Raw genomic sequence first — 13,112 nt, forward strand, 5'->3', positions numbered from 1 at the left:
TGCAGGCTTATTTTTCCCAAACTGTTGTGTAAACAACGCGGTTGATTTCTACACCGCTTAATTTTGAAGACGTAGTAAAGGCACAATATGCAAAATAATCTTGTTCCGTTTATCGAATTTCGCGGCGCAGGCAAGCACTATGACGGCAAATATGCCGTGCGCGATTTGGATTTGACCATTTACCAAGGCGAGTTTTTCGTGTTGGTGGGCGGCTCGGGCAGCGGCAAATCCACCACGCTGCGCATGATTAACGCACTGATTGAACCGACCGACGGCAACGTTTATCTGCACGGCAAGCGGATTAAAAACTACGACATCCGCCAGCTTCGCCACCAAATTGGTTACGTATTGCAGCAAATCGCCCTGTTCCCCACCATGACCGTGGCGGAAAACATCGCGCTCATGCCCGATATTTTGGGCTGGCCGAAAGCAGAACGTAAAACGCGTGTGAATGAATTATTGGAGCTGGTGGAACTTGACCCCGCGCACTACCGCGACCGCTATCCGCACGAACTTTCCGGCGGCGAACAGCAGCGCATCGGCATTTTGCGCGCCATTGCCGCCAAACCCCAAGTACTGCTGATGGACGAACCGTTTTCCGCGCTTGACCCGCTGGTGCGCACCGTGCTGCAAGACCAAATCGCCATGATTCACCAGAAATTCGGCACCACCATTGTGTTTGTGACCCACGATATGCAGGAAGCCCTGAAACTCGCCTGCCGCATCGGCGTGATGCACAACGGCAAACTCGTGCAAATCGGCACGCCCGAGGAAATCAAAAAGCAGCCTGCCAACGATTATGTGCAATCGCTGTTTTCCACCGCCGACGTACCCGATGCCGAACGCATCATCCACCAATTCCTGTGGCTGGACCCAAAGGGGCAGGAGGCGGTGAGACGGGCAGTGTTATGATGGTGAAGGCCGTCTGAAACCTCTTTCAAGGCGCTAACACCTTGCTGTAAAGCAAACATAAACATCTATTATTCAACATACTAACCATAACAATTAAAACTATGTTCTCATCCCTAAACGTTACCCCCACCGAACTCTGGCAAATGCTGCTCACACATTTATGGCTTTCCGGACTGGCTTTGCTCGCGGCCGTGGCCATTGCCGTGCCCGCCGCCGTGTTGTTTGCGCGCAGACAGCGTGCGGCCGAAGCGGTATTGCAGTTCACCAATATATTGCAAACCATCCCGTCTTTGGCGCTGCTGGGATTGCTGATTCCGTTTGTCGGCATCGGTTCGCCGCCCGTCTTGATTGCGCTCACGCTATACGCGCTGTTGCCGATTTTTCAAAATACCTATCTGGGGCTGACCCAAATCGACCAATCGATTCAAGATGCGTACACCGCATTCGGGCTGTCGCGTTGGCAGTCGCTATGGCGGATTGAGCTGCCGATGGCACTGCCTGCCATGATTTCTGGCATCCGCACGGCGGCGGTGCTGATTGTCGGCACGGCAACGCTGGCGGCGTTAATCGGCGCAGGCGGCTTGGGTAACCTGATTCTGCTCGGCATCGACCGCAACAACATGACGATGACGTTTACCGGCGCATTGCTCTCCGCGCTGCTGGCTGTCGGCGTAAGTGGCATTATCGGACTGTTGCAGAAATCGCGGCGCAAGTTGCCGATTATTTTGGCATTGACTGTGGGCTTCGGCGCACTCGGTCTGTCGCAGATTTCATTTACGCCTGCCACGCAAAACGTGGTGATTGCCGGCAAAATGGGGAGCGAGCCTGATATTCTGATTAACATGTATAAATCATTGATTGAACGTGAAAATCCGAATATCAAAGTTACAGTCAAACCCAATTTCGGCAAAACCACCTTCCTGTTTAACGCGCTGAACAGCGGCGAAATCGACATTTACCCCGAATTCACCGGCACCGTGCTGGAAGCCTTAGTACAAGTACCAACTGAACAGAAGAACCGCCATTTATCGCCAGATGAAACCTATCGACTGGGCAAACAATTATTGGCGGAACAATATCAGCTAGAGTTTCTACCACCGATGTCTTATCAGAACACTTATGCGTTGGCCGTCAAAGAAAGCTACGGCGCGGCCCACCAACTGAAGACAATCAGCGACTTAAAGCAGGTTGCGCCCGATATCCGAGCAGGTTTCTCACTGGAGTTTACCGACCGAGCAGACGGCTACAAAGGCATGCAGGCAGCCGGTATCACGCTAAAACATATTGTTAGCTTGGAACCTGCCTTACGCTATACGGCATTGTTGAATGACAAAATCGACTTGGTGGAAGCCTTCTCCACCGACGCCGAATTGAAGCAATACCAGCTGCGCCTGCTAAAAGACGATATCGCCCTGTTCCCCGCCTATCAGGGCGCGCCGCTGATGAAAGCAGAATTTGCCGCAAAAAATCCGCAAATTGTGGCCGCGCTTAACCGACTGGCCGGCAAAATCAGCGAAGCGGAAATGAGCGAGATGAACTACCGCGTAAAAGTGCAAGGTGAAAGCGCGGAAAACGTGGCGCGGGATTATTTAGAGAAACATGGGTTGTTAGGAAAGTGAAATTGGCAGCAGGCTACCTGAAAGCATCAGAAGCAGCCTGCAAGCTCTCTCACAATAAAAACAACTTCTTAGGAAACTTCATGAAAGCCGTAAAAATCTACCAAGCCGGCGGCTTGGAGCAACTGATTTATCAAGACGTGCCAACACCTGATATCAAAGAGGGTTGGTCACTGGTGAAAATCAAAGGCTTCGGCATCAACCATTCCGAGATTTTCACACGTGAAGGCAAATCGCCGTCTGTCCAATTTCCGCGCATTTTGGGCATTGAATGTGTGGGCGAAGTGGCGCAAAGTTCCACGCCCGCGCTGCCGGTCGGACAAAAGGTCGTCTCTATTATGGGCGAAATGGGGCGCGCCTTTAACGGCAGCTACGCCGAATATGTGTTGCTGCCCAACGAGCAAATTTACCCCGTTCATACCGATTTGGATTGGACAACCCTTGCCGCAATTCCCGAAACCTACTACACCGCATTCGGCTCATTGCAGCAGCTTCGTATCGCGCCGCAAGATCGTGTGCTGGTGCGTGGTGCAGGCAGCGGCGTGGGCATAGCCTTTGCACAGCTGCTTAAAGCGCAGTTTCCGCACATTGTGCTGCACGGTTCAACGCGTAATCCTGCCAAAGCTACCCGTTTGCAGGCGGTTGGATTTGACGAAGTGATTACTGAAGCCGATGGCAAAATACAAACCGACCAAAGCTATGACAAAATTCTGGAATTGGTAGGGCCGGCAACTTTGCGTGATTCTTTCTCCCACATCAACGAACACGGCATCGTCTGCAATACAGGGCAGCTTGGCAACGTCTGGGGCGTGAACGATTTTGATCCGATTATCGAACTCAAAAACAACAGCTATCTCACCGCCTTTTATTCGGGCAATGTGTCGCAAGCCAAGCTGGATGAGATGTTTGACTATATCCGGCAGTTTAATGTGAAAATCTTAATTGAACGCGTGTTTGCATTGGAACAAGTTCCCGAAGCACACCGCTTTTTGCAAAGCGCGGACGGATTTGGGAAAGTGGTGGTGGTAAACGAATAGGCTGCCTGAAACCCATCACCGCATCACATTCGCCCAATCCTGCTCAAAATACGCCACCAATTTCTGATTATTCAAATAATTCGGCTCTACTTCGCGTCGCGCCATATCGGCGGGGAAGCGGAACATTTGCGCCATTTCCGCCGCGTTCAAAAAGCGAGTGGGCACATCCACGCGATTCGGCAGCCTGAAATCGGCTGCTGCGCCCGCCAACACATAGCCCCATTCGCCGAAGCTGGGCACATACACATGATACGGCGCGGTTTTCAGCCCCGCCGCTTCCAGCGTCGCCACCACCGACCAATAAGCGTTGGGCGCAAAATAAGGCGACGTGGATTGCACCACCACCCTGCCGCCCGCCGCCAAATGTCGCGCCACAAGACGATACATCGGCACAGAATACAGCTTGCCCAGCGAAAAATTGGACGGGTCGGGCAGGTCAATAATCATCACGTCAAACTGCTCCGCCGTGTGTTGCAGCCATTGCGCCGCGTCGTCGTTAATCACGCGCAGCTTGGGGTGGTTGAGCGCGTTTTGGTTTAGGGCGACGAGCTGGGCGGCGGTTTGAAAGGTGCGCGTCATGGTGGGGTCTAAATCCACCAGCGTAACCTGTTGAACTTTGGGGTATTTCAGCACTTCTCGCGCTGCCAAGCCATCGCCGCCGCCCAAAATCAACACGCGGCTGTGTTGTGCGGCGGCTTGCATGGCGGGGATAACCAAGGCTTCGTGATAACGGGCTTCGTCGCGCGATGAAAATTGCAAATTGCCGTTAATATACAATCGGGTATCGTCTTTCCATTGCGTTACCACCAGCCGCTGATAGGGCGAATGGCTTTCAAACACCACGGGGTCGCCAAAATAGCGTTGTTCGGCTTGGAACACCCAGCGGTTCGCAAAAATAAAGGCAATCAGCAACAGCAGCAAAACGGCTTGGCTGCGCCATTTCAGGCTGCGATAGCGTGGCAGATGCAGCCTGAAAACGCGGGCGGTGAGCAGGGCAACGGCGGCGTTGAGCAAGCCAAACAGCAGCGCGGAGCGTGCCATGCCGAGCTTGGGGGCAAGAATCAGCGGAAACAGCAGCGAAACGGCGAGCGCGCCCATGTAGTCAAAGGTGAGCACGCGGGCAACGGTGTCTTTAAATTCAAGCTGTTGCTCGTTGAGCACACGCATCACCAGTGGGATTTCCATACCTACGATGATGCCGATGATGGCAACCAGCGCATACAGCAGCGTGCGAAACGGCGCGGCGGCGATGCCAAACGCGATAAACAAAAACAGCGCGGAAATGCCGCCAATCAGCCCCACCAGCAGTTCAATTTCTATAAAGCGGTGCAGCACGTCTTTATCGGCGATGTAGCGCGTTAGGTGTGCGCCGATGCCCATGGCAAACAGGTACAGCCCGATGATGAGCGAATATTGGAAGATGCTGTCGCCAAGCAAATAGCTGGCGAGCGCGGCGGTGATGAGTTCATACGCCAAGCCGCAACTGGCAACGATGAATACGGAGATGATAAGGGTGCGATGGGGTTTCATGGGGCAGCCTGAAAAGGAATGGGTGCGTGATTAGGGTTTTAACGTTTCAGGCTGCCTTTGGGGCGATGGCGTAGCCAAAGGCAGTCTGAAATTTATGCGAAACTTGCAACCGATGGAGCGTCGGCGACTCGCCGACATTCTTCCAAGCAGTAACGCCCTGTTGAACAAAGCATTGGGCGACGAGCCGTCGCCGCTCCATTTTAAGTTTCAGGCTGCCTTTGGATGGACAACAAAGGCAGCCTGAAATCACTCGGGCAAACTATGCGCGTGCACGCCGTGTTCGTCTAGCAGCAAATAGCCACCTTTGCCGTCATACCAATCTTGCAGCACATAGCGGGCAATTTCGCGCTGGTTAAACGTGTGCACATGAACAGCGGGGCGGTGGGTGTGTCCGTGGATGATGATTTGCGCTTGCGGATGGCGATTTAAGGCAGCCTGAACGCCTTGCTCGGTTACATCAGCGATGGCGTAGTTTTCAGGCTGCCTTTTGCGCGCGCTGCTGGTGGTGCGCAGCTTGGCGGCGATGTTTTTGCGGGTGCGAAACGGCAGCGCGAGCAGGATTTTTTGCACGATGGGGTTGCGCATGATTTTGCGGTAGCGCAGATAGCCCACATCATCGGTGCACATTTCGTCGCCGTGGGTGAGCAAGATGGTTTTGCCAAAATATTCAACGATTTGGTTTTCGGGCAACAGCGTCATGCCGCATTGGGCGGCGTAGCGTTTGCCCAGCAGAAAATCGCGGTTGCCTGCGATGAAATACACGGGCGCGTGGGCGGCAAAGGCGGCAAGCTGCTGCGCCACTTCGACGGCGGTGGTGCTGTCGTCATCATCGCCTGTCCATGCGTCAAACAGGTCGCCCAAAATATACAGCGCGGCGGCTTTGCCCTGCCAATCGCGCAGAAACTGGGCAAACAGCGCGTTTAGGCTGGGGGTGTGGTCGGAGAGATGCAAATCGGCGATGAAGAGAATGGGCATAGTTTCAGGCTGCCTTTGGGGGGGATGAACTATTAGGCAGCCTGAAACAGCGTGGCATAAACATCCGCATCAAAGCCCACGTTTATCCGCTCGCCGTAAACCAACACGGGGCGTTTAATCACGCTGGGCTGCGCCATCATCAACGCGATTGCGCCGTCTTCGCTGTTGGCTTGGGCTTGCTGCTCCGGCGTGAGTTTGCGCCATGTGGTGCCGCGTTTGTTGAGCAGGGTGTTCAGTTCCACCTGTTTTAGGCAGCCTGAAAGCCAGTCGCGCGTGGGGGCTTGGGTTTTGAAATTGATAAATTGGTAGGCGATGTGGTGTTCATCCAGCCATGCGCGGGCTTTTTTGACGGTGGCGCAGTTGGGGATGCCGTAGAGTTGGATGGTCATGTTTACATTTCCTTGCAAATAATGCGACATTGTACGAAATCATGCCAATTTTGTCTTGTCGCAGGCGGGTTTTGCCGTTATCCTTGCTGCTTTCGCAAACTTTTGTAAACACGGAGTGAATTATGAAAAAAATATTGGTGTTGAGCAGCGTTTTGTTATTGGCGGCTTGCGGCGGTGGCGACAAATTGTCTAAATCTGCCGTGCAAAAAGCGGTGAATGCATCGGTAAAATTTCATTCGGTGTGCGTGCCGTTTCAGCTTACCGTGGATACGCGCAAAGAGGGCGATAACCCTGTGCTGGGCTCGCCCGAAGTGAAGCTGGTGAAACGCCAAGACAATGGCAAACGCGCCAATTTAACCGCGATTGGCCAAATGGAAGTGCTCACCGATGCGGGCTTGTATCGCCGCGATAAGGAACAACGCGAGGGCGAGGGCGATGCCGCCATTCGCTATATGGTTTACTCACTCACGGCAAAAGGCGAACAAGCATTCCAGCCCTTGCCCAACCAAGAAGCCTTGATGTGCATTGGCAACGAAAAAGTGGAAAAAATCAATTATTTCACCGCGCCCACGCCCAGCAACGGCATAACCGTTACCCAAGTGTCTTACGAAGCGAAAATCAACACAGAACGCTGGGCGAAAAAATTGCTCAAAGACAGCCCTTACTACAACGGGCTCAACCAAACGCAAACCAAACACGCCACGCTGATGAAAACCAACGATGGCTGGCGCGATATTATGGATTTGCGTAATCGTTAATTTAATCAATCTGTTAAGGCAGCCTGAAAACTGGATTACGGTTTCAGGCTGCATCTTTTGTTTTTATTCATCAGGCAGCCTGAAACAGAGTGCAACCGCCAACCCATTTTCAGGCTGCCTAATTGCTACCCCAAGGAACACCATGCTTGACTACACCCTTATCACCGTCCCGCTGCGCATCATCGGCATCCAACAACGCACCACGCTAGACAAAGCCCACGAAACGCTGGGCGAAATGTGGCAGCAATGGGAAGGCAACCACAAAGCCAACCGCCTGCCATCGTTCACCATGACCATTTACTGCGTGTACCAATATTTTGACGACGCGCCCGACGATGTAGTCATCACCATCGGGCGCATCACCGCCACCGATTTCCCGCTGCCCAGCTTCGCAGGCGAAACCCACATCCCGCCGCAAGACTACGCCCGCTTTATCGTGCCCGAGCCAAACGCGCAAAGCGTGTACCAAACATGGGGCGAAATTGAAGATAACAGCAGCCTGAACCGCACGTTTACCACCGATTTTGAAACCTATATGCTGGATGGCTTGCCGCGTATTTATGTCGGCTGCGAGCCGCCCAAGGCAGCCTGAAAATGAAGCTGGCTAAATTTCTGCGCCAAGCCGCATCCGTGTTGCGCCGCCTAGACGCATGGCTGCCGCCCGAAGCTATCGCCCCCGATTGGCAACACAGCATCGCCTATCGCTGGACAAAAGCAGGCACCGCAGGCGTGCTGCAAGGCTTGCCACGCCCGCACACCTTTCCGCTAGCCCGCCTTGCCGCCGTAAACAGCCAAATGGCGCGGCTGGTGCGCAATACCGAGCAATTTTTAGCAGGGCGACCCGCCAACAACGCCTTGCTCACAGGCGCGCGTGGCACAGGCAAATCATCGCTGGTAAAAGCCCTGCTGCACGAATACGCCGAACGCGGCTTGCGCCTGATAGAAGTAGATAAAAACGACTTGGCAACACTGCCCGCGCTGCTGATTTTGCTGGAAAGCCGTCCCGAAAAATTCATCGTGTTCTGCGACGATTTATCGTTTGAAGAAGGCGAAGACGGCTACAAAGCTCTGAAAACCGCGCTGGATGGCAGCTTATCGCGCCGCGCGGACAACGTGCTGGTGTACGCCACATCCAACCGCCGCCACCTGATGCCCGAATACATGGACGACAACGCCAACACGCACACAGGGCGCGGCGGCGAAATCCACGCCAAAGAAGCGGTGGAAGAAAAAATATCGCTGTCCGACCGCTTTGGCTTGTGGTTGAGCTTTTATCCGTTTGACCAAAACGAATATTTGGCGGCGGTAGAAAACTGGCTAACGGATTTCAGGCTGCCTTTGGATGAAACCGCGCGACACGCCGCCTTGAACTGGGCGCAAATGCGCGGCAGCCGCTCGGGGCGCACCGCGTATCAGTTTGCTTGCGATTGGGCGGGCAGGTTGCCTGATGAGCGGCGGGTGTTTGAGTAGATTGGGATGGTGGGGATGGAGAAAGGCAGCCTGAAAACGTGTTATGCGGTTTCAGGCTGCTTTTGCTGGTAGGGTGTGCCGCTTGGCTGCGCACGCGGTTGGGGATTTTTTGCTTTCAGGCTGCCTTGATGATTGCTGCAAATGGTTCATGCTACGGCGGGGTGCAGGGGCTTGCCCCTGCTCGTGGTAGGCGGCGAAACGCCTGCTCTGGCAAAAAATAAATAAAGGGAAAGGCAGCCTGAAACGCGGCATTAGGCATTGCTATACGGTGCATAAACAAGTTTGCACAACCTACACGCTGATGGACTACACGCTGATGGATGGGATGTTTCTTGATTTGTGCTGTTATGTTTTTCAGGCTGCCTTTAACGCTTCAAGGCAGCCTGAAATCGTTTGCCAGCCATGTGGTGGGTTTAAACCAGCCGCAGCCGTTGTAGTTCGCTTTCTATTTCGTGGCGTGTCCAGCCGTTGGCGGCGGCGAGCATCATTAGGGCGGTGGCGGTTTCTAGGTTGCAGTATCCGCCGTTGATTGCGCCTGATTGGCGCAGGGCGTTGCCTTGGGCGTAGCGTGCGGTGGCGTTGCCGTGTGGCACTTGGCTGATGTTGATGAGTGGTTTGCCTGCTTGGGTGTAGCGTTGGATGGCGGCAAGCAGCGCGGGGTGGGCGGGGGCGTTGCCGTGTCCGTAGCCGAGTAGGATGGCGGCATCGCTTTCGTTGGGGTTGAGTTGGGCGGCGGCGTTGTCCAGCATATTGCTGGGGGTTAGGATGATGGGAACAACGCGGGTGTGGGGGTTGAAGTGGCGTTTCAGGCTGCTGTTATAGGGGGCGGGGGTGGTTTCAGGCTGCCTATTTTCAATTTGCCATGTGCCGAAGTGTGGGTTGGCGAAGCCGTCGTGGTGTTCGGTGGTGGTTTTGCTGCTGCCGATGGGAGGGATGAGTTTGCCGTTGAAGGCGAGCAGTACGCCGTGTACATCGGGACGTTGGATGGCGGTAAGGGCGGTGTGTAGGTTGGCGGGAGCATCGCTGTGGGCTGCGCCGTAGGGTTGTTGCGAGCCGGTTAGGATGATGGGTTTGCCTTGTGGGTTGAGCGCAAGGGCGAGCAGGTTGGCGGTGTAGGCTAGGGTGTCGGTGCCGTGCAGGATGAGAATGGCATCGTGTTGGGCGATGGCGGTGTGCAGTAGGGCGAGCCAGTTTGCCCAGTCTGTTGGGGCGAGCGCGGAGCTGTCGATGAGTGGGTCGCAGATGTGCCATGTGAGTTTCAGGCTGCCTGTGTAGGGTTGCAGGGCGGTGGCGACGATTTGGCGGCTGGGTTGCAAGCCTTGCGGGGTGGGGGTCATGCCGATGGTTCCGCCTGTGTATAGGATGTAAAGGGATTTCATGGAGTGGGGTAAAAAGATGGGGTTGGGATGAATAAGGCAGCCTGAAACTATGCTTCACTCGTTTTCAGGCTGCCTTGATGGCGATGATGCTGATGCGCTGGTGAATAGGGGTGCTCACACCTTTCCCGCCAATTTGCGTTTGCGGCGGCGTTGCCATTCCCATGCGTAGCCGCCGATGATGGGCAAGGCAATCAGCACGGCTTTGAATGTCCATGTGGCGTACCACGGTTTGTTGAGCACGATGACGCTGGTGGCATCCACGGCAACGGTGTGGCGCAGGGCGAACCAGTCTAGCCACGGACACCAGCAGGCAACAAACAAGCCGAGCAACACGGGGTAGCACAAAAAGGCTTTTTCGTGTGCCCACAGCCAAAAGAAGGCTGCCAGCCAAAGCAGCTTGCCGCCTGTAATCATCAGCGTGTATTTGAGCGATGCGGCGGTTGCCCAGCCTGCGAGAAAGTAGGTGATGGCAAGGAATGCGATGCCAACTAGGATAAGGAGAATTTCTTCGGGGCGTTTGAACATGGGGATTCCTTTGTGGTGGGGGGGTGGTTAGGCAGCCTGAAAACTTTGCAAAACCTGTAACCAATGGAGCGTCGGCAGCTCGCCGACATTTTGTTAATCAATTAAACCATTTTGAATCAACCATTTGGCGACGAGCCGTCGCCGCTCCATTTTAGATTTCAGGCTGCCGTTAAGGTTTTGCAAAGGTTTCAGCCTGAAAGTGGGCGGGATGGTTGGTGGGCAACGAGTTGCCCACCCTACGGGTTGGGCGCGGGCATGAATATTAGGCAGCCTGAAAAGGGGTTGCGCGTGGGGTGCAGGGGCTTGCCCCTGCTCGTGGTAGGCGGCGAAACGCCTGCTCTGGCAAAAAATAGGTAATGCGCGGGCATGATGAAATAAACCACCGCCCTACTCTGCGCCTTGCCCAACGCCTGTTTCAGGCTGCCCCAAATCTCGCGCCAGCGTTTCCAGTTTCGCCAAATGCTCGGGGAACTCGCGTGCCAACTCGCGTTCGCTGCGCGTGGCGGACATGGCAAAGCGCACATCGCCATCGCGGTCAAACAGCAGCCAAGCGCGTTTTTCGCGCACATAAAACATAAAAATCGTGCCCAACACCAGCAGCACCGAGCCGATGTAAACCAAGCTTGCCCCTGGCGATTTGGTCATCTGCAAGCCCGACATATTCACCTGCTTAAATGTGTCCATTTGCAGCAGCACGGGCGATTGAAATTTGGTCAGCGCGGTGTAGCCATCCATGCTGTTCAAAATAAAGCGATTGCGCACCTCGCCCGCAGCCATAGTCGGCAGCCTGAAATCGTTTAACGCCTGCGTCAGCGCCACATCCATGCTGCTATACAAAATCTGATACATGATTTCGCCCGTTTTTTGCTGCGCTTCGGCGGGCACATTTTGCTGAATATGCTCGTTAATCGCCACATAGCCGCCCTCGGCAAACTGGCGCAGCAGGTTCTCCACCGCCAGCTTAAAATCGCCGCGCATATTTTCGTTCACATTCGCAACCGCCGTTTGCACAATCTGCGCGCGCTTTTCAGGCTGCATCAGCGTGGCGCGCAACGCCATAAAGCCATCCAGCTTGTTTTGCCCATCGGCAGGCAGCATCAGCCAGCGATACGGCGCGTTGATGTCGCTGCGCTCGCCTGTGGCAAAAAACTTCGCGCCTTCGCGCTCCAAGGGCAGCATATAGTTCACATATTCATGCGCTTGCCCCGCCGCATCGCGCAGTTTAAACATAATCGTTGGTCCGACATTTTGAAACTGCTTGGGCTGCGCCACGCTGCGCACATCGTGCTGGGCAGCTTCGCCCGCCGCCGTGTTTTCCACGTTAAACACGCGCAATTCGCCCAGCTCAAACTGATATTTTTCCTTACCCAAATCCAACGGAAACGTGCGTTGCGACACCACATCCAGCATCGCAGGCGGGTTTGCGCCGCGCAAATTCCAGCTTTGGAAACGCACATCCGAGCCGCCATCGCCATAGGTGGATTGGTAAATCGTGATGCCGTTGATGGTGAGCGGATGGTTCACGCGAATGGTCTGCGCCACGCGGTTGCCGCTGGCTTTATCGGTTACCACAATGTCGCTGGCAAAATCTTTGGGCATCCCCGTGTTGTAAAAATCAATGTGAAACTTTTTCAATTCCAGCGTAAACGGCAACTCTTGCAGCAGCAAGCCCTTGTCGGCATTGATAAACGCCGCTTCTATCGTTTGCCCTTCCACCACTTCGGCATTGGCGCGAAACGATAAATTGCTCGCCGACAAGCGCGATGCAGCCTGAAAATCACGCGCGTATTGGCTGCTGGTATCGGGCACAATTTTGCCCGTGAGCATGCCGATTTTCAGCAGCAGATTGCTGTCCACCAAGCCGCCCAAGCAAATCACGATAATCGCCGCGTGGGCAAAAATATAGCCCCATTTGTTCATCGCGCCTTTTTTTGCCGATAGCAACACGCTGCCATCTTCGCGCGGCGTGATGCGCGTTTGAAAGCCGTTTACCTGCCAATATTTTGCTGCGATTTCCGTTTTCAGGCTGCCTAAACTGCTGGGCAACAGCGCGGTGTGTTTCATGTGCGCGAGCGATTTGGCGGTGGTTTGCGTGCGAAACGAGCGCATTTCGCGCAAAAACGGCGGCACATTGCGCCACATACACAAGCCCGTGCTCAACACCAAAAACAGCATAATCAGCGTGAACCACGCCGAAGCATACACGTCAAACAAGCCCAAAAATTCAAAGATTTCCGTCCAAAACGCGCCAAATTTGACCACATAATTTTGCTTGGGCTGATTTTGCTGCAACACCGTGCCAACCACCGAAGCAATCGCCAGCACCGACAACAACGCCACCGCAAAACGCATGGAGCTGAAAAAAGCAAACCACGGGCGGCGGATTAACGGGATTTTTTGCGAAGACGATTGGGGCATGGCGGGGGGATGTTTACAAAGTTAAGATGGGGAAAACCAGATGAAAACGCGGATTATTAGGCAGCCTGAAATCCAAAATGGAGCGGCGACGGCTTGCCGCCGA

General features: G+C 54.4%; 14 protein-coding genes. 8 read left to right on the top strand and 6 right to left on the bottom strand.

What is annotated here, in order from left to right; all coding sequences use genetic code 11:
• Window positions 1-87 precede the first annotated feature (87 nt).
• From Q4A85_RS07870 to Q4A85_RS07880, 3 genes are all read left to right on the top strand, one after another.
• The gene (locus Q4A85_RS07870; protein ID WP_303109208.1) at window positions 88-912 is read left to right on the top strand and encodes an ABC transporter ATP-binding protein; all 825 of its coding nucleotides are present in this window, start codon (window positions 88-90) and stop codon (window positions 910-912) included.
• 101 nt (window positions 913-1,013) lie between these two features.
• On the top strand, window positions 1,014-2,531 hold the full coding sequence (locus Q4A85_RS07875; RefSeq protein WP_303109210.1) for an ABC transporter permease/substrate-binding protein: 1,518 nt from the start codon (window positions 1,014-1,016) through the stop codon (window positions 2,529-2,531).
• A gap of 80 nt (window positions 2,532-2,611) precedes the next feature.
• Window positions 2,612-3,565 (top strand): zinc-binding alcohol dehydrogenase family protein, encoded by a 954-nt coding sequence (locus Q4A85_RS07880; RefSeq protein WP_303109212.1) that lies wholly within the window; start codon window positions 2,612-2,614, stop codon window positions 3,563-3,565.
• A gap of 15 nt (window positions 3,566-3,580) precedes the next feature.
• Here Q4A85_RS07880 and Q4A85_RS07885 read toward each other — a convergent pair whose 3' ends face one another.
• Entirely contained in the window at window positions 3,581-5,095 is a 1,515-nt protein-coding gene (locus Q4A85_RS07885) for a polyamine aminopropyltransferase (protein ID WP_303109214.1), read from the bottom strand.
• 112 nt (window positions 5,096-5,207) lie between these two features.
• On the opposite strand from Q4A85_RS07885, the gene Q4A85_RS07890 reads away from it, so the two are divergent.
• A complete protein-coding gene (locus tag Q4A85_RS07890) occupies window positions 5,208-5,339 on the top strand; it encodes a hypothetical protein (protein WP_303109216.1) in 132 nt (43 codons plus the stop codon).
• Between the two features lie 2 nt (window positions 5,340-5,341).
• On the opposite strand, the gene Q4A85_RS07895 is transcribed toward Q4A85_RS07890, so the two are convergent.
• Together Q4A85_RS07895 and Q4A85_RS07900 are read right to left on the bottom strand one after the other, a co-directional pair.
• On the bottom strand, window positions 5,342-6,070 hold the full coding sequence (locus tag Q4A85_RS07895) for a UDP-2,3-diacylglucosamine diphosphatase (RefSeq protein WP_303109218.1): 729 nt from the start codon (window positions 6,068-6,070) through the stop codon (window positions 5,342-5,344).
• Between the two features lie 32 nt (window positions 6,071-6,102).
• The gene (locus Q4A85_RS07900) at window positions 6,103-6,459 is read right to left on the bottom strand and encodes an arsenate reductase (RefSeq protein WP_303109220.1); all 357 of its coding nucleotides are present in this window, start codon (window positions 6,457-6,459) and stop codon (window positions 6,103-6,105) included.
• 122 nt (window positions 6,460-6,581) lie between these two features.
• On the opposite strand from Q4A85_RS07900, the gene Q4A85_RS07905 reads away from it, so the two are divergent.
• The 3 genes from Q4A85_RS07905 to Q4A85_RS07915 are packed head-to-tail and all read left to right on the top strand — an operon-like array spanning window position 6,582 to window position 8,687.
• Entirely contained in the window at window positions 6,582-7,217 is a 636-nt protein-coding gene (locus Q4A85_RS07905) for a hypothetical protein (RefSeq protein ID WP_303109222.1), read from the top strand.
• On the top strand, window positions 7,180-7,809 hold the full coding sequence (locus Q4A85_RS07910) for a GyrI-like domain-containing protein (RefSeq protein ID WP_303109223.1): 630 nt from the start codon (window positions 7,180-7,182) through the stop codon (window positions 7,807-7,809). Before Q4A85_RS07905 ends, Q4A85_RS07910 begins: the two co-directional genes overlap by 38 nt.
• A gap of 2 nt (window positions 7,810-7,811) precedes the next feature.
• A complete protein-coding gene (locus Q4A85_RS07915) occupies window positions 7,812-8,687 on the top strand; it encodes an ATP-binding protein (RefSeq protein ID WP_303109225.1) in 876 nt (291 codons plus the stop codon).
• 413 nt (window positions 8,688-9,100) lie between these two features.
• On the opposite strand, the gene Q4A85_RS07920 is transcribed toward Q4A85_RS07915, so the two are convergent.
• Both Q4A85_RS07920 and Q4A85_RS07925 read right to left on the bottom strand, forming a co-directional pair.
• Window positions 9,101-10,066 (bottom strand): asparaginase, encoded by a 966-nt coding sequence (locus Q4A85_RS07920; protein WP_303109227.1) that lies wholly within the window; start codon window positions 10,064-10,066, stop codon window positions 9,101-9,103.
• Window positions 10,067-10,180: 114 nt separating this feature from the next.
• The gene (locus Q4A85_RS07925) at window positions 10,181-10,591 is read right to left on the bottom strand and encodes a hypothetical protein (RefSeq protein ID WP_303109229.1); all 411 of its coding nucleotides are present in this window, start codon (window positions 10,589-10,591) and stop codon (window positions 10,181-10,183) included.
• 111 nt (window positions 10,592-10,702) lie between these two features.
• Here Q4A85_RS07925 and Q4A85_RS07930 point away from each other — a divergent pair, with 111 nt between their 5' ends.
• Window positions 10,703-10,948, top strand: coding sequence for a hypothetical protein (locus Q4A85_RS07930; RefSeq protein WP_303109231.1), 246 nt, complete (start codon window positions 10,703-10,705; stop codon window positions 10,946-10,948).
• A gap of 30 nt (window positions 10,949-10,978) precedes the next feature.
• Here the strand turns inward: Q4A85_RS07930 and Q4A85_RS07935 are convergent, their stop codons facing one another.
• Complete coding sequence (locus Q4A85_RS07935) at window positions 10,979-13,009, bottom strand: cytochrome c biogenesis protein ResB (RefSeq protein ID WP_303109232.1); 2,031 nt, start codon at window positions 13,007-13,009, stop codon at window positions 10,979-10,981.
• Window positions 13,010-13,112: the final 103 nt, after the last annotated feature.

Source organism: Kingella sp. (in: b-proteobacteria) (genome assembly GCF_030527935.1).
Classification (GTDB): Bacteria; Pseudomonadota; Gammaproteobacteria; order Burkholderiales; family Neisseriaceae; genus Kingella_B.